Origin of the sequence: Phaeodactylibacter xiamenensis (genome assembly GCF_000759025.1) — a bacterium.
Lineage (GTDB): Bacteria > Bacteroidota > Bacteroidia > Chitinophagales > Saprospiraceae > Phaeodactylibacter > Phaeodactylibacter xiamenensis.
This window is the reverse complement of record NZ_JPOS01000034.1, coordinates 15,872-33,045: the sequence shown is the minus strand read 5'-3', so window position 1 is coordinate 33,045 and position 17,174 is coordinate 15,872. Positions and strand designations below refer to the sequence as shown.

General features: G+C 50.1%; 16 protein-coding genes. 12 read left to right on the top strand and 4 right to left on the bottom strand.

Annotation, left to right across the window (positions count from 1 at the left end):
- Positions 1 to 113 precede the first annotated feature (113 nt).
- From secA to gldD, 11 genes are all read left to right on the top strand, one after another.
- Positions 114 to 3,431, top strand: a complete 3,318-nt coding sequence (gene secA / locus IX84_RS12960; RefSeq protein ID WP_044221274.1) for a preprotein translocase subunit SecA — start codon at positions 114 to 116, stop codon at positions 3,429 to 3,431.
- A 371-nt stretch (positions 3,432 to 3,802) separates the two neighbouring features.
- Positions 3,803 to 4,459 carry a deoxyribose-phosphate aldolase gene (deoC, locus tag IX84_RS12955; protein ID WP_394333434.1) on the top strand — a complete coding sequence of 219 codons (657 nt, stop codon included), beginning with the start codon at positions 3,803 to 3,805 and terminating at the stop codon, positions 4,457 to 4,459.
- Between the two features lie 258 nt (positions 4,460 to 4,717).
- Positions 4,718 to 5,122 carry an SPOR domain-containing protein gene (locus IX84_RS12950; protein ID WP_044221266.1) on the top strand — a complete coding sequence of 135 codons (405 nt, stop codon included), beginning with the start codon at positions 4,718 to 4,720 and terminating at the stop codon, positions 5,120 to 5,122.
- Positions 5,123 to 5,128: 6 nt separating this feature from the next.
- The gene (gene rodA, locus IX84_RS12945; RefSeq protein WP_052515985.1) at positions 5,129 to 6,571 is read left to right on the top strand and encodes a rod shape-determining protein RodA; all 1,443 of its coding nucleotides are present in this window, start codon (positions 5,129 to 5,131) and stop codon (positions 6,569 to 6,571) included.
- Positions 6,572 to 6,582: 11 nt separating this feature from the next.
- The gene (gene tgt / locus IX84_RS12940) at positions 6,583 to 7,716 is read left to right on the top strand and encodes a tRNA guanosine(34) transglycosylase Tgt (protein WP_044221263.1); all 1,134 of its coding nucleotides are present in this window, start codon (positions 6,583 to 6,585) and stop codon (positions 7,714 to 7,716) included.
- Positions 7,717 to 7,840: 124 nt separating this feature from the next.
- The gene (locus IX84_RS12935; protein WP_044221261.1) at positions 7,841 to 8,929 is read left to right on the top strand and encodes an LptF/LptG family permease; all 1,089 of its coding nucleotides are present in this window, start codon (positions 7,841 to 7,843) and stop codon (positions 8,927 to 8,929) included.
- 362 nt (positions 8,930 to 9,291) lie between these two features.
- Entirely contained in the window at positions 9,292 to 9,831 is a 540-nt protein-coding gene (locus IX84_RS12930) for an RNA polymerase sigma factor (protein ID WP_044221256.1), read from the top strand.
- 143 nt (positions 9,832 to 9,974) lie between these two features.
- Positions 9,975 to 11,090 carry an A/G-specific adenine glycosylase gene (gene mutY / locus IX84_RS12925; RefSeq protein ID WP_152605036.1) on the top strand — a complete coding sequence of 372 codons (1,116 nt, stop codon included), beginning with the start codon at positions 9,975 to 9,977 and terminating at the stop codon, positions 11,088 to 11,090.
- 36 nt (positions 11,091 to 11,126) lie between these two features.
- The gene (locus IX84_RS12920) at positions 11,127 to 11,633 is read left to right on the top strand and encodes a single-stranded DNA-binding protein (protein WP_044221250.1); all 507 of its coding nucleotides are present in this window, start codon (positions 11,127 to 11,129) and stop codon (positions 11,631 to 11,633) included.
- A 29-nt stretch (positions 11,634 to 11,662) separates the two neighbouring features.
- Positions 11,663 to 13,078 carry a gliding motility-associated protein GldE gene (gldE, locus tag IX84_RS12915; protein WP_052515984.1) on the top strand — a complete coding sequence of 472 codons (1,416 nt, stop codon included), beginning with the start codon at positions 11,663 to 11,665 and terminating at the stop codon, positions 13,076 to 13,078.
- Between the two features lie 7 nt (positions 13,079 to 13,085).
- Entirely contained in the window at positions 13,086 to 13,679 is a 594-nt protein-coding gene (gene gldD / locus IX84_RS12910) for a gliding motility lipoprotein GldD (RefSeq protein ID WP_052515983.1), read from the top strand.
- 138 nt (positions 13,680 to 13,817) lie between these two features.
- On the opposite strand, the gene recA is transcribed toward gldD, so the two are convergent.
- The 4 genes from recA to IX84_RS12890 form a co-directional block, all read right to left on the bottom strand.
- A complete protein-coding gene (recA, locus tag IX84_RS12905; RefSeq protein ID WP_044221241.1) occupies positions 13,818 to 14,906 on the bottom strand; it encodes a recombinase RecA in 1,089 nt (362 codons plus the stop codon).
- Positions 14,907 to 15,143: 237 nt separating this feature from the next.
- Entirely contained in the window at positions 15,144 to 15,383 is a 240-nt protein-coding gene (locus IX84_RS12900) for a hypothetical protein (RefSeq protein ID WP_044221238.1), read from the bottom strand.
- Between the two features lie 124 nt (positions 15,384 to 15,507).
- A complete protein-coding gene (locus IX84_RS12895; protein WP_238578276.1) occupies positions 15,508 to 15,942 on the bottom strand; it encodes a DUF2147 domain-containing protein in 435 nt (144 codons plus the stop codon).
- Between the two features lie 34 nt (positions 15,943 to 15,976).
- Complete coding sequence (locus IX84_RS12890) at positions 15,977 to 16,324, bottom strand: MGMT family protein (protein ID WP_044221235.1); 348 nt, start codon at positions 16,322 to 16,324, stop codon at positions 15,977 to 15,979.
- Positions 16,325 to 16,430: 106 nt separating this feature from the next.
- Between IX84_RS12890 and trpF the strand changes: the two genes are divergently transcribed.
- On the top strand, positions 16,431 to 17,078 hold the full coding sequence (trpF, locus tag IX84_RS12885) for a phosphoribosylanthranilate isomerase (protein WP_044221232.1): 648 nt from the start codon (positions 16,431 to 16,433) through the stop codon (positions 17,076 to 17,078).
- Positions 17,079 to 17,174 lie beyond the last annotated feature (96 nt).

Genomic DNA, 17,174 nt, shown 5'->3' with positions numbered 1-17,174 from the left:
ATGCAGAGGAAGGACCAAGATCATCCGGCTACCCGCCCAACAGATGCTCTAAACGCCGCAAATATATTTATCTTTGCGCCACAATAAAAGACTAACATTGGAAATTTTCTCATATGTTTAATGCTATAGCAAAATCCATTAAAAAAGTGTTCGGCACCAAGCAGGAGCGAGATGTCAACACGTATATGCCTGTCGTTGAAGAGGTTAACGAGGCTTTCGAAAAGCTCTCTGGCCTCTCCAACGATGAGCTGCGGAATAAGACGCAGGAATTCCGCACCCGCATCGCCGAGCACCTGGCCGGTATCGACAAAGATATTGCGGAAGCCCGGGCCGAAGCTAACGAGGAAGAGGAACTGCATCGCAAGGAAGCGCTCTTCGGAGAACTGGACGAGCTCAGAAAAGACCGTGACAAGCACCTCGAAGAAATCCTGAAGTCGATCCTACCCGAAGCTTTTGCTGTAGTCAAGGAGACTGCCCGCCGCTTTTCAGCCTCCTCTGAAATACGGGTCACAGCTACCGAGCACGACCGGGATATTGCAGCGGACCCCAAGAAAGGCTACGTCTCCATCGAAGGAGATCAGGCGGTCTGGAAAAACAGCTGGATGGCTGCCGGTGGTGAAATCACCTGGAATATGGTGCACTATGATGTGCAGCTGATCGGTGGTATGGTCCTGCACGATGGCAAAGTCGCAGAGATGGCAACCGGTGAAGGTAAGACCCTCGTGGCTACCCTCCCGGCCTACCTCAATGGCTTGTCCGGGCAGGGCGTACACGTTATCACTGTGAATGATTACCTCGCCCGCCGTGACCAGGAATGGGTCGGCCCTATCTTCGAATTCCTGTTTCTTACCGTTGACTGTATCGATAAGTACCGCCCGCATTCCGACGAGCGTATCAAAGCGTACAAATGCGATATTACTTACGGTACCAATAATGAATTTGGCTTCGATTATCTACGGGACAATATGGTGCGCTCCATTGACGAGAAAGTGCAGGGCAAGCACCACTTCGTCATGATCGATGAGGTCGACTCTGTACTGATTGATGACGCCCGGACTCCCCTGATCATCTCCGGACCGGTCCCTCAGGGTAGCGAAGACCAGGAATATGTGAGCCTGCGCCCTTTTGTAGAAAAACTCATTGCTGCACAGCGCAAGCTGGCTACGGAGTACCTTGCCGAGGCCAAACGCTTGTTTAAAGAAGGTAAACTAGGCTACCAGGAAGGAGAAGCCGGGATGGCTCTCCTCCGCGCCTACCGCGCCCTGCCAAAGTACCGCCCACTGATCAAATTCCTGAGTGAGGATGGTGTAAAGGTAGCCATGCAAAAAGCTGAGAACTTCTACATGCAGGAGCAGTCCAAAAACATGCACCTTGTAGATGAGCCGCTCTACTTCACCATAGACGAAAAGAACCGCAACGTTGAGCTGACTGAATTCGGCGCAGAGTACCTCTCTCAGGGCACCTCTGACCCCGAATTCTTCATCATGCCAGATATAGCCACTTCTATGGTCGAAATCGATGATAATGATTCGATGACCGAAGAGGAAAAGCAGGAAGCCAAAACCAAACTTAGCCAGGATTTCTCGGTCAAGTCCAAGCGCCTGCACTCCATGAGCCAGCTGCTGAAAGCCTACACGCTCTTTGAGAAAGACCAGGAATACGTAGTCATGGACGGGCAGGTGAAAATCGTGGACGAGCAGACGGGCCGTATGATGGAAGGCCGCCGCTACTCTGACGGACTGCACCAGGCACTGGAAGCAAAGGAAAATGTAAAGATTGGTGATATCACCCAGACTTACGCCACCGTGACGCTACAGAACTACTTCCGGATGTACCACAAGCTATCTGGTATGACGGGTACAGCAGAGACGGAGGCCAGCGAGCTTTGGGAAATCTACAAGCTGGATGTGGCCGTCATTCCCACCAACAGGCCAATCGTCCGGGACGACCGGGAGGACCTGATCTTTAAGACCGCGCGGGAGAAGTTCAACGCAGTGATTGATGAGATCGTCAACCTGACGGAGCAGGGCCGCCCGGTACTGGTGGGTACGACCTCCGTGGAGGTATCCGAGGTCCTGAGCCGGATGCTGAAGCTGCGCCATATCAACCACAACGTACTGAACGCCAAGCAGCATCAGCGCGAGGCAGAAGTGGTTGCCGAAGCCGGTAAGCCAGGCAATGTCACCATTGCCACCAACATGGCCGGCCGGGGTACGGACATCAAAATCGGGCAGGAAGTAAAAGACAGTGGTGGTTTAGCTATTATTGGTACCGAGCGCCATGATTCCCGCCGGGTAGACCGGCAGTTGCGCGGTCGCGCCGGGCGTCAGGGCGACCCCGGTAGCTCACAGTTTTATGTGTCGCTGGAAGACAACCTCATGCGCCTCTTCCAGTCCGAGCGCATTGCCAAGCTAATGGACCGCATGGGCCACGAAGAGGGCGAGGTCATTCAGCACTCTATGGTGACCAAGTCTATTGAGCGGGCGCAGAAAAAGGTGGAAGAGAACAACTTCGGTATTCGTAAGCGGCTGCTGGAGTACGATGACGTAATGAACATTCAGCGGGAAGCGATCTACAAGAAACGCGACAATGCTCTTTCCGGTGAGCGCCTTTCCGTTGACGTCAATAATATGTTTGAGGGCATGCTCGAAAACCTGGTGGCTACCCACCGGGAAACGGGCGACTTTGAGAGTTTCCGCCGCGATGCTCTTGGCGTTCTGGGCATGGACCCCAAAATGGATGCCATCGACTTTAAGGAGGCACCCGAAACAGAAGTTAAGGAGCGGTTCCAACAACAATTCGATGAGTTCTACGACCGTAAGATGACTCAGATTACGGATGCACTGATGCCCTTCTTCATCGAGAAGCATGAGGAGAAGAATCAGATTAAGCGGATCGTGATCCCATTCAGTGATGGCCGGACAAAACCCATGGCTGTTACCGCAGACCTGGAATCTGCTATAACCACCAAAGGCAAATCAATCCGCCGGGACATTGAAAAAGCAGTCACTCTTGCCATTATTGACGAGCGATGGAAAGAACACCTGCGGTCTATGGATGAGCTTAAGGAATCTGTTCAGGCGGCTTCCTTTGAGCAAAAGGACCCGCTTGTGATCTACAAGATGGAGGCTTATAATTTGTTTGAGCAGCTCATCTTTGAAATCAACGAGCAGGTAACTTCTTATCTTTCAAGAGGCACCCTCATCTTTGCTGATGGCCGGACCCTTGAGCAGGCACGCGAGCAACGGACAGACCTTAGCAAAGTCAGAACCAACCGGTCTGCGGAGGAACGTGCGGCAAGGGCAGCTGCTGAGGGCGTGAGCCGCCAGCCCAAGCCTCAGACTGTGGTTCGCAACGAAAAGAAAGTAGGCAGAAACGAGCCTTGTCCCTGTGGCAGTGGCAAGAAGTACAAGCATTGCCATGGCAGATAAGCCTAGTGGTCTGTCAAGTGTTAATTTATGGGTTGAGTGGGAGCGAATTTTGAGGCTAATCAAGGCGGATGTTCCCGCGCATAGCAGCGCTACGTAAGGGGTTGTCCAACGAAGAGTAGCCTCAAAAGTCGCCGCAGGCAACCCCCTAGTTTTAGCCTTGACAGACCACTAGTTAAACCTTACTGACGAAGCCCGGAACAGCCCGCCTGATTCCGGGCTTTGTTTCATACCCTAATTCGGGTAGTTTTCTGACAAGGCAACCGGGTTTAACAATCATTCTCCGCACGAATTAGAAAGGAATGCCATCCGAAAAGGATATTTGTGATATATTGCACCGCTGAATAATTCTATCCCTGAAAGAACAAACCCTGATTACCAAGATGAACCTAAATGGTTACATTGACCATACGATCCTCAGACCTGATTGCACAATGGAAGACATTGAGCAACTGTGCCGGGAAGCCCGGCAGCATCAGTTCGCAGCTGTCTGCGTACCTCCTTTCCATGTGAAACGGGCTGCTGACCTTTGCGAAGACAGCTCCGTTGCTGTAGCTACCGTAGTTGGGTTCCCTATGGGCTATGCCTCTACTCCTTCCAAAATAGAAGAAATCAAAAGAGCAATCGATGAAGGGGTCTCCGAAATTGATGCGGTGATCAATATTTGTGCGGTGAAATCCGGCAACTGGAACTACGTCACCAATGACATCGACAGCCTGACCACAGCGACCCACCTCAAAGGCAAACAAATAAAGATTATCCTCGAAACTGCGCTGCTCACTCAGGAGGAGATCGAGCGGGTTGTTGGCATTTGCCTGGATAAAGAGGTGGAGTACCTGAAGACTTCAACCGGGTTTAATGGTGGTGGAGCTACCCTAGAGGTCGTCGAACTGCTAAAGCGCCTGGCCAACGGGAAAGCCAGGATCAAAGCTTCAGGTGGAATCCGTTCCCGCTGGGAAGCCGAGCAGTTTATTAAAGCAGGGGCGGAACGTATCGGCACATCTTCAGGAGTTGCGATCATAGGCGGGTAAAGACGGGCCGTGTTCCTCTGCACGCATCAGGGCTAACGGCACACGTAGATTTTGATGTAAGCCCGGGTCTCTGTCCATCCTGAAATCTGCGCTTAAAAAGCATAGCTTTGACCGTTCAGCTATGGCAATCGCCACTTTTAATGACTTCCCCTCGTTATAATTCCTTAATTTTAGGAACTTTGCATCAATTTCCCGCTATTGCGGCTTCGGAACATGCCTGCCAAAGGCATAGTCAATTGAATGATCAAAACGATTATAATGTTATTCAGAGTCCTGTTTTCCGCCTTCTTTATGATAGGATGCCTTGGCTTCGGGCAAGCCCAAAATGTCATTATTGAGGCAGATGAGCCTATTCAGCAGATGATGGACCGCTACGTAGAGCTCAACAAATCCCGAAACTTTGTACAAGGCTGGCGGGTACAAATTCTGGCTACGCCGGACCGGCAGCGCCTGGAGACGGTCAAGCAATCCTTCAAATACCGCTACCCGAATATCCCGGTAGACTGGGAGCACGCGAAGCCTTACTACAAGCTCCGGGCCGGCGCCTTTGAGTCCAAATTGGAAGCGATGCGGCTGAAGTATATCCTGCAACAAGACTACTCCGGGATTTATCTCGTTAAAGATGACAGGATCAGACCTTCAGAGCTTATTGGAAACTTTTAATCCTTTATGAACGCATACCGCAGACAACATCAGGGTAACCCGGAAAGTGTGATGATGTTTGGCCGCATTGACTGGCTGACCTTCTGTCTGTTCCTGGGGCTGGCGGTTATTGGTTGGATGATGATCTTCTCCGTAAGCTACGAGGAGTACAGGCAAGTCGGCATGGGAGGCTTCCTGAATACATCTGCCGGTAAGCAGGCCATTTGGCTGGGCATTTGCGGGCTGGTTTTCGCCTTCATCATGCTCTTTGACCATAAGTTTTGGCAAACCTTTGCCTATCCGATCTACGGATTGTCCATGCTGATGCTGGTCCTGGTCCTGATTTTTGGGACCAACATTAAAGGCGCAACCTCCTGGTTTTCTTTCGGTGGTTTTTCCCTGCAGCCTTCCGAACTGGCCAAAGTGGGCACCTGCCTGGGCGTCTCCGCATTTCTAAGTACCTACAGCACTGACCTCCGGCATCCCAAAGCACAACTGACAGCCCTTGGGCTCATCGCGCTACCGGTCTTATTGATCATGCTACAGCCTGATGCCGGTTCAGCGCTCGTTTTCACCTCCTTCCTGGTTGTATACTTCCGCGAAGGGCTGAACCCTATCTACTATATTGTAGGAATCGTCGGAGCCACGTTGCTGATTCTGGGATTCATATATCCTCCTGTACAGATCATCTTTGGCACCGTCTTGGCTGGTGCAGCGGTGCTTGCCTATTACTTCAGCAACAACCTAAGAAATTATGCGTGGGCAGCTATTGCCCTCCTGGCCATTGCAGCGTACAATCTGTCGGGGCTGGGCTATCATTTATACCTTTTGGGCGGAGCAATCCTGTTTTTCCTGGCTTCCGGTTTCATCGCTTACCAGCAGCGCAACGGCCGCATGGCTATGCTCATGGCTTTCTTTCTGATACTGGGCAGCGGGCTCGCCTTCGCTTCAAACTACGCCTTCAACTATGTGCTCAAACCGCATCAGCAGGACCGGATTAACGTCTGGCTGCAGCCCGAAAAATGCGACGAGCGGGGCTCCCTTTATAACCTGACCCAATCCAAGGCTGCCATTGGCTCCGGAGGGTTGGAAGGCAAAGGGTTTCTTAATGGCACGATGACTAAACTCAACTACGTACCGGAGCAGTCTACTGACTTCATCTTTTGTACCATAGGTGAAGAGCAGGGTTTTGTGGGCACAGCCGGTATCATTCTCCTGTATTTGCTGCTCTTGTTGCGCATAACGGTGGTTGCTGAGCGGCAAAAATCCGCTTTTGCCCGGCACTACGCCTATTGCGTTGCAGGTATTCTGTTCATCCATATTTTTATCAACATCGGCATGACCATGGGCGTGACGCCGATCATCGGTATCCCCCTGCCCCTGATTAGCAAGGGCGGCTCGTCCCTGTTGGGCTTTACCATCATGATCAGCATTCTGCTCAAGCTAGACAAACACCGTTTCCGCCACTAAACTGATTGAATTTGTTCACGTTCCAGCTGCAACATACTGACCCAAAATCTGCGGCACGGGCAGGCCGTATAGAAACTGCGCACGGCGAGATCCAAACGCCAATTTTTATGCCGGTTGGCACCCTTGGCACCGTCAAAGGAGTCCATCAACGAGAATTAGAGTCTGATATCAGGGCTCAGATCATCCTGGGCAATACGTATCATTTGTACCTGCGCCCCGGGCTGGAGATACTGGAAAATGCAGGCGGGCTGCATGGGTTTAATGGCTGGAAGCGCCCCATGCTTACCGATAGCGGTGGCTATCAGGTCTACTCCCTGAGCGCTCAGCGCAAAATAGATGAGGAAGGGGTCACTTTCCGGTCGCATATAGATGGTTCTTCCCACACTTTTACTCCGGAGCGCGCCATCGATATTCAACGCATCATTGGTGCAGACATTATCATGGCTTTCGATGAGTGCCCGCCCTACCCCTGCGACTATGAGTATGCCAAAAACTCTATGGAGCTCACCCACCGATGGCTGGACCGCTGTGTGAAGCGCATGGCAGAGACCGGGGGCAAATACGGGTACGAACAGACGCTGTTCCCCATCGTGCAGGGCAGCACTTACCCCGACCTGCGCCGCAAATCAGCAGAGACGATCGCAGCAGCAGGGCAACCGGGTAATGCCATTGGCGGTCTTTCGGTGGGCGAACCTGCGGAAGCTATGTACGAAACCACCGATCAGGTCTGCCACATTTTGCCTAAAGACAAGCCACGTTACCTGATGGGCGTGGGCACACCGGAAAACATCCTCGAATGCATCGCTCTGGGTGTGGACATGTTTGACTGTGTGCTGCCCACCCGGAATGCCCGCCACGGTATGCTCTATACTTCAGAGGGCATTATCAACATCAAGAATGCCAAATGGAAAGACGACTTCAGCCCGGTGGATGCCAGCAACCCCTGTTATGCCAGTCAGCAATACTCCAAAGCATACCTGCGGCACCTGATGCATACCAAAGAGCTCCTGGGCCCGCAAATTGCCAGCCTGCACAATCTGAGTTTCTACCTCTGGCTTGTGGGGGAAGCCCGGCAGCACATTATTGACGGCGACTTTGCGTCCTGGAAGGAGGAGATGGTTAAACGAGTGCAAAGGAGGTTATAATTTTGTTAGTAGTGCATCTAAATACTCATCCCATGCGTTACCGAAAAGAAGCGCAGCAGATGCAGCGGGAATTCCGCTCAAAAGCGCTTTTCTTTGTTGCCAAGTCAAGAACCCGGCCAGAACTATGCTAAAGAAAATCGACCTGTATCTTATTAAGAAGTTTTTGAGTACCTTCTTTTTCACGGTGCTCATCTTCACTATGATATCGGTCATTATTGACTTTAGTGAAAAAATAGAGAAATTTATCGAGAGCGAAATCACGCGCTATGAGATTTTTGTGCTCTACTACCCCGGGTTTATTATGTTTATTGCGGGGTTGCTTTGGCCGCTGTACACCCTGATTGCCGTCATTTTCTTCACCTCACGCCTCGCCTACAACTCAGAAGTCATATCCATATTCAATGCCGGGATTAGCTTTCGGCGGTTTATGCAACCCTATTTGGTTGCGGCAAGCTTTATTGCAATACTTCATCTGATAGGCAACCACTTTTTCATCCCGCTTGGCAACAAGAACCGGTTGGACGTCGAACATGCTTATATCTGGACGAATAACGATAAAGGCAAGACACAGGACGTGCATATGTTCGTAGCCCCCAACACCAAGGTTTACATCAACTACTACCGGAAGCGCGACAGCACCGCCCGGAAATTCCGGCTGGAGCACTTTGAGAATGGTGAATTGGTATCGCTCCTTAAAGCCAATACCGCTGAATGGGTTGGCCCACCTAATCAGTGGCGGCTGCGCAACTATGAAGTCCGCACTTTCAATGGCATGGCAGAGGAACTCATCCTCGGGCGGGGAGAGACCCTCGATACTGCGATCAACCTAACACCGGCTGACTTTGTGGACTATAAAGAGCAGCATATGATGATGACTTCCCGGCAACTGCTCGACTATATAGCCAAGCAGGAAGCCCGCGGAGTGGGCAATACTAAGAAGTACGAAATCGAATTTCACAGGAGGACTGCCGAGCCCTTCACTATTTTTATCCTCACCGTTATCGGCATGGCTATTGCTGCGCGTAAAGTACGGGGCGGCATTGGGCTTCATCTGGCTATGGGGGTTGGCATAGGGGCACTGTTCATTTTCTTTTCCCGCTTTGCTGTTGTATTTGCAGCCGGTCAGCTCATTCCGGTGATTGTGGGTATTTGGCTGCCCAACCTGGTCTTTGGCGCAGTTGCCATTTATTTGGTCCGAAATGCTCAAAAGTAAGGTTTAACAAAAGTTTATTTTCTGTTCAACTTTAGGGTAGGCATCGTTCTACACCAGACTTTTTCGTGCCGCTTAAAGTCCCGAATGTTGAACAAAAGTATGAAAACACGCCTGTAAGTCTCTACAAAAACCCGCTCATTTCATTTTTTACTGAAAGTTATAAAAATTTTCGAAAGTTCCTTAATCAGTGTAAAAAACTGTCTATTAGATAGTTACGAAACGAATTCGAGAATTCACGCTTCATTTTAGTGCAAAACAGGCGTCACTTTGGTATGAAATATTGTATTTTGTTTAACTATTTATTATCTTTGATTCAACAAGAGAAGAAAACTAGAACAAATAAATTAAAGTCCAATTTAGCCATGTCCACCACAGAGTTTTACAGCAACTTCGATAAAATGACGGTTCTCCTTAATTCTTTCGCTTACAATCTGACCAAAAACACGGAGGATGCGAAAGACCTTTTCCAGGAGACCGCATTCAGAGCTTTTACCAACCGGGATAAATTCCGTCCCGGAACGAATTTTAAAGCCTGGCTTTTCACCATCATGAAGAACATCTTCATCAACAACTACCGGAAAAAAGTCAAAGCCAACACGATAATGGACTCTACCGATAATATGTACTATATTAATTCGGGAAGCGTCGTTATTTCAAACAAAGCAGAATCCAACATCATGCTTAAGGAGCTTACTCAAATGATCGAAGAGCTGGACGACAGCATCAAGATTCCGTTTTTGATGCACTACCACGGTTATAAGTACCAGGAGATTGCAGAGCACCTGGAGCTTCCGCTGGGCACTGTCAAGAGCCGTATTTTCTTCGCTCGCAAAGAACTCAAAGATGTGATTGGCAAGCGTTATGAGAACCTGAGCGAGCTCCGTCAGAAGGTTCATCAGTAGGTTTTCGCGCAAGTTTAACCTGGTAATACCTGTGGCAACTTAGACATTCCGGACCTACGTATTTCCCCCTTTATCGAAAAATAAACTTTACTTTTATGCGGCAATAGAACCATCAGGCTCTATTGCCGCTACTTTTTTTACCTATGCTCAGAAGATCCACTTCAAAAGACAGTTTGTCATTTTTCACGAATCAGCTCAAGGTTTGGTTTAGCCAAAGCCACCGCCCTCTTCCGTGGAAGGGTGAAAAAGACGCCTACCTGATCTGGCTGTCCGAAATCATCCTTCAACAGACCCGGGTAGAACAGGGTCTGCCCTACTTTGAGCGTTTCCGGGAACGCTTCCCTACCGTTCATGACCTCGCTAATGCACCAGAGGATACCATCATGAAAACATGGGAAGGCCTCGGCTACTACTCCCGGGCCCGTAATCTCCACGCAGCCGCAAAGTATATTGTACACACGCTCAAGGGTAAATTCCCCAGCACCTACGAAGGAATACGGGCACTCAAAGGAGTTGGCCCTTATACCGCAGCAGCGATTGCATCCTTTGCCTACGAGCTCCCTTATGCCGTAGTTGATGGCAACGTATTCCGGGTGCTCTCCAGGTTTTGGGGCATTCAAACCCCCATTGACAGTACAGAAGGGAAAAAGCAGTTTGCCAATCTGGCAGACCGGGCACTACAGGCTTCATCCCTTGCCCCATCTCAGCACAATCAGGCTATGATGGATTTTGGCGCGATCCACTGCAAGCCTAAAGCGCCACTTTGCTCACATTGCCCTCTGAATGGCCAATGCGCCGCTTTTCAGAATAAAAAAGTCGATCAGCTCCCTGTCAAGTCCAAAAAAATCAAAAAGAAAAACCGGTATTTTCATTACCTGGTCGTGAACGCAGGCCCGCAGGTTATGCTCCGGAAAAGAACCGAAAAGGACATCTGGCGCAACCTCTATGAATTCCCGGTACTGGAGTGGCCGGAGGCTAAAGCAAGTGAACAGGAAATCCGGCGCAGCGCTCCCTGGGAGGCTTGCATTGGCGATCGGCCCGCCCGGATCGAGCAGATTTCCCCGCCTCAGCAGCAAACACTGACCCATCAAAAGATTCAGGCCGTGTTTTGGGAAATCCACCTCGAAGACGAACCACCCTCCATATCAGAATTAGCCCCTTACATTCTTGCCGATCGAAAAAACTTAAGTAATTTCGCCTTCCCAAAAATAATTGATTGGTATTTAGGTGATAATTCGCTATATTTAAAGTTGGTGTAACGAAGAGCGCCTCAAACTTCAATCCAATAGCTAAAAATGGTAAATCGCGTTATATTAATTGGCAATTTAGGTGCAGACCCGGAGGTACGCCGCCTGGAAAATGGTGCGGTCGTAGCTAAGGTGCGCCTGGCTACCAATGAAACTTACAAAGATCGTAATGGGCAGAAACAAACACTAACAGAATGGCACGATATTGTCATGTGGAGAGCCCTCGCTGAGCGTGCAGAAAAGCAACTAAAAACAGGTGCGCAGATCTACGTCGAAGGCAAGCTGACCCACCGCACCTGGCAGGACCAGGATGGCAATAACCGCAAAACCACAGAGGTAGTTGCCAACAACTTTTTAATGGTTGGTGGCAAACGTGACAACAACCCCGGCTACAATGAAGCCCCCCCCAGAAATGAGCAGGAAACAGATGGCATGCAGAAAGAAAGCAACTCTGAGTCAGTTACGGCTCAACAAACATCTGACACACCTGTCGGCAATACATCTAATGAATCTGCCAGCGGCAGCGACACCGCCGAAGATGACCTGCCATTCTAGGCAACTTCCGTTCACTAATTCCCAGCACCTTGGAATCGGAGCCCGCTAGTTTATTGTCTTTTCTGGTTCAGCATCCACTATTTCTGAGTGCCTTCAGCCCTGAATTGTTGCTGGGCGTATTTGGCATTATTTTGCTGCTCTTTTCATCAGCCCTGATTTCGGGTTCTGAAGTCGCCTTCTTTTCCTTGGGCTATAGCGATGTGAAAAAACTGGAAGACAGTAATACCGTCGCAGACCGCGCCATTATCAGCCTGAAGGAAAAACCCCGAAAGCTCTTAGCGACTATCCTGATTAGCAATAACTTCATCAATATTGCGATCGTCATCCTGTCTGACTTTGTGCTCCGTTCGGCCTTTCCGGACGAAACTTTCGATCAATGGGCAACAACTCTGCTTGGTTTGTTTACGGTCCCCACGGCTGAACAAACAGAATTCTGGGGCCGTTTGCTGAGCTTTTTGATCACGATAGCTGGCGTTACTTTCCTCCTCGTCTTGTTTGGGGAAGTGGCACCCAAGGTCTATGCCCGTATCAACAACCTGCAGCTTGCCCGGTTAATGTCCCGCCCTCTCGATATCATGATGCGGTTGTTCCATCCGGTCAGCAATATCCTGGTCCGGTCTACCAATATCATGGAAAGGCGCCTTGCCGGCGCCGGCAATGGCAACAGCCCCAGCCGGGCCGAAATCGATGAAGCCATCGAGCTAACGGTAAGCCAGGAAAAAGGGGCAGGGAGGGATATTGATATCCTGAAAAGTATTGTCAAGTTTGGTGATGTGACCGTCAAACAGATTATGCGTTCCCGGGTAGATGTCGTGGCTGTCGATTTCCGAATGGACTATAAGGAGCTCCTGGAAATTATTAAGGAGGCGGGTTACTCTCGTATCCCAGTCTATGAGAATGATTTCGACAACGTCACCGGCATCCTCTATGTGAAAGACCTGCTGGGCCACCTGGACGAACCTGCTGATTTTGAATGGCAGGAGCTGATCCGGCCGGATGTTTACTACGTGCCGGAAGCGAAGAAAATTAATGACCTGCTAAAGGAGTTCCAGGTGGAGCGTTTGCACATGGCGATCGTGGTGGACGAATACGGAGGTAGTTCCGGCATCGTTACCCTGGAAGACATCATGGAAGAGATCATCGGCGAAATCAAAGACGAGTTTGATGATGAGATCGAAGTGGTTTATAAAAAAATTGATGATTTCAATTACTTATTTGAAGGTAAGACACTGCTCAATGATGTGTGCCGCATTATCGGTATCGACACCAATACTTTTGACGAAGTAAAGGGCGAGGCGGATTCACTGGCGGGGCTAATTCTGGAAATCAAGGGATATATGCCCAAAACTGACGCAGAGATTACCCAGGGGGCATACCGTTTCAAAGTCGTGACCGTTAGCAAGCGGAGGATTGAGCAGATTTTATTGACACTTCCCAAAAATTAGATCGTCTATGTACCGGTTGAGCTTTTTTGTTTTCCTGACCCTTTTATTAGGCAGCTGCGGCGACGCCCCTGCCCCCACCCCCAAACCGAGAACATTCCCCAAAGTTGAGTATCCCGAAAAGGCTTATCAGCAATTTGATGAAGACTACTGTGCCTTCACCTTCGAGTACCCGAACTATGCTGAAGTTCAACAGGACAAAAGCTTCTTTGACGAAGCTCCTCCACACCCCTGTTGGTTCGACCTTTACTTTAAGGACTTTGATGGGCGCCTCTATTGCAGCTACGCCCCTATTGAAAGTCAGGCAGACTGGGAAGACCTGCGCAGCGATGCCTTCAACCTTGCAGACTGGCACAATAAAAAAGCCAGCTATATTGATGAGATGCTCATCCAAAAAGACAATAACGTTAGTGGTGTTCTTTTCCTTATTGAAGGGCACGCTGCTTCTCCGGCTCAGTTCTACCTTACAGACAGTACAAACCACTTCCTAAGGGCTTCGCTCTACTTCAACACAGAAGTACGCCCGGACTCTATGGCGCCAATCTACAAATTCCTGGAAACCGACCTTCTGAAGATGATCGAGACCTTTGAATGGAAAGAATAGAGAGGGCCACCTTCATTCTGCAGCCATAATACCTAATCCATACAGGACTAAACAGAAAGGGCGTGTCCATTCCTACAGGGACACGCCGTTTTCTATTCTTTACATTATTATTCTGCATATTCCCTCTTCGGGAACATCCTAATCCTCACTCACCTTCACGGCATTTTTGGTGCTTTTGCCCTTAGCGCCTGCATCGTCTTCCTCTGCAGGTTCTGCCACACCGGTGATCTTGTTTTTAATCTTCTGCTCGATTTCCAGCGCCACTTCCGGATTGTCCATCATAAACTGCTTGGCCGCCTCACGCCCCTGCGCAATTTTGGCAGTATCATAGCTGTACCAGGCGCCGCTCTTTTGGATAATATCGTGATCGACACCAAGGTCAACGACCTCGCCGACTTTAGAGATACCCTCGCCGTACATGATGTCAAACTCAGCAATCCGGAATGGGGGCGCCAGTTTGTTTTTCACCACCTTCACTTTCACGTGGTTGCCCACTACGTTACCTTCCTTGTCCTTAATGGCCGAACCCGAACGCCGGATATCCAGTCGCATGGAAGCATAGAACTTCAGGGCATTACCACCGGTAGTTGTTTCGGGGTTACCGAACATAACACCGATTTTCTCCCGAAGCTGATTGATAAAGATACAGCAACAGCCCGTACGGCCAATCGTACCTGTAAGTTTACGCATGGCCTGAGACATCAGTCTCGCCTGAAGGCCCATTTTGGAATCCCCCATTTCCCCTTCGATCTCACTGCGGGGCACCAGGGCCGCCACGGAGTCGACAACGATAATATCAATTGCACCTGAGCGGATGAGGTTTTCAGCAATCTCCAGTGCCTGCTCACCGTTGTCCGGCTGAGCGATAAGCAGGTTTTCCGTATCTACGCCCAGGGCTTTGGCATAGGTGCGGTCAAAGGCATGTTCTGCGTCGATAAATGCTGCAATCCCGCCCTGTTTCTGACACTCTGCAAGCGCATGAATAGCCAGGGTAGTTTTACCGGAAGACTCCGGCCCGTAAATTTCTACAATACGCCCGCGGGGAAATCCATTTACGCCGAGCGCAATATCGAGGCTCAAAGAGCCGGAGGGAATGGCATCTACTTCGATGACGTTGTCGTCACCGAGGCGCATGATCGAGCCCTTCCCGTAGGTTTTCTCTATCCGGTCTACTGTCAGCTGAAGCGCCTTGAGTTTAGCTTCCCGGTCCTTGTTGACATCTGCCATTTGGTGTGGTTTAATCAAGATTTTGTTTGAATGCCCAACAAAAATAAACACTTCGTTTGTAAAAAGCAAACAAACGCTACATTTTATTTAAAACTGATTGCAGGCAGGTATGCCCGCAACCACGGCTCAAGTTAGGCAAACCCGGCAGGGATTCAAAAGAGCGACGGCCTAAAATGCAGAAGCCCCTGACCGTCATTGCGATGCCAGGGGCTTCTTAAGCAGTAAATGTTCCGGCGCTCAATGCGAGCGTTCCAGGGCAGCTCTTTCACTACTATACTCCAGCACGCGCTGAAGCGATTGCTTTGAGGGGCTAAACGTCACCTTCGGCAAGGCTCGGTAAGCCGCCTTCAGCTCGCTGTATTCCTCAAATAGCCCGAAATCCCGAGTGAGTGCCTCCTCAAGGCCGAGCCGTTCTGATACCGTCACCTCACTGTAGAGGTATCTGACGAGATGGTTGGATGTAAAGCTTTGCTTCATAGAATAATTTGATGTGGTTGCGTTTAAGAAAATCACCTATAAAACTAAAGAAAGGACATTCATATTGCCCTTTTAATTTGTTTTTTTCGGTGCTGCACCACCAAAACTTTATCCTCCCGTCTGATTACCTGACCCGGTACCAGGTTTGTGTACGGTAACCCCCTGTCCAGTGCTTGCCGCGCACTTTCAATTCATCGGGCTTGCCTTCTTCAAACCAGACCGAACAGCCATACTCGTTGCCGGTCTCCGGGTCCATAATGGTACCATTCTTCCAGTAATCCTTGTAGGGCTCAAGGTCATTAACAATGACCATCCCTACCAGCTTCTTCCCTTTGCGGCTGCCTGTGCAGGCCTCGCAGACTTGGTCCTGAGGATACTGCAGTAGTTTTGTGATTTTCCCGTGGTACTCTCCGCCATCCTGGTAAATCTCCACGTGCGACTTGGCCTCGCCAGTCTCATCATCAACGGTTTTCCATATGCCGGTTGGTGTATTCTGTGCCTGAACGCTTACTACGCCAGCTAGTGTAACAAACAGTAGCAACAACAGCTGCTTCATCATCTCGCTTAAGTTTAAGTTTTGGGGTTTACCCCTTTTAATCAACCTTCACTTCGTAATCCATGCCCAGGACTTTGGGGTGCCAAAACACTTCGTCGAAGTCCGCCACGCGGTTATCTTCCACCCGGATACCTTCTTCCTCAAGCCGCTCCTGCATTAACGTTGGTGTCGGAAAATGATTGCGCCCGGTCAGCTCGCCTTTCCGGTTGACCACCCGATGGGCCGGAACGTCTTCCTCGTGGAAGCTGTTGTTTAGCGCCCAGCCGACCATACGGGCGGAGCCCAGGGCCAGGAAATCGGCAATTGCGCCATAAGTACTGACCCGCCCCCGCGGAATCTCCCGGGTCACGGCAAACACTAAAGTATAATAGGAAGGCTGTGCCATGGTTCACATTTCAATTCTATAACTTTGCACTGCGAGCCTGCTGATTAATCGCTTCAGCGAAAAGGATCGACCATTTATATTGACAAGCAACACGCATTATTAGTTTATGCTAAAGACAAAAGTAAAGGCCAGCGCCGTGACTAACCTTACTGATGCCCGTTATTTCGCCGCCTGGGAAGTGGAGTGGCTGGGCTTCAACCTCGATACCGGAGCCGCAGACTACATCCCCCCTGCCAATATGGAGGCCATCCGCGAATGGGTGGACGGCGTGAAAATACTCGGCGAATTCAACCTGCAGGCCAACGATGAAATCCTGGGCGCCGTCGATATGCTCCAGCTCGATGCCGTACAGGTGGGCATGTTCGCTGACCTGCAAACCCTCAAAGCCCTGCACAAAGCAGAAGTGCCCGTCATTCAGGAAATGGTAGTGCAGGACCTGAGCGAGCTCGATGCTATAGCCACCCAGATGAAGGCCAACGAAGACCAGGTACAGTACTTTGTGCTCGACTTTGCCAAAAACAACTTAAAATGGGCTGATATTCAGTCTAATGCACAGGGGCAACTTCAGGAACTTTGCGGAGAATTCCCTATCTTGCTAAGCGCTGACTTCCCGGCCGGGCAGGTGGAAGAGGTACTGGAAACCACTGCCGCAGCGGGCATCAGCGTACGGGGGGGCGAAGAGGAAAAAGTGGGCTATAAATCCTTTGATAAACTGGATGACCTGTTTGAGGCACTGGAGACCTTTGAGGAGTAAAATTGCCTACTGGCTTCAAAGCTTGAAAGCCCTGCTTAAAGATATTGCTTAACCTGACAGGCCGCCAGCTTTCGGTGGCCTTACAAGCCCTTTGGC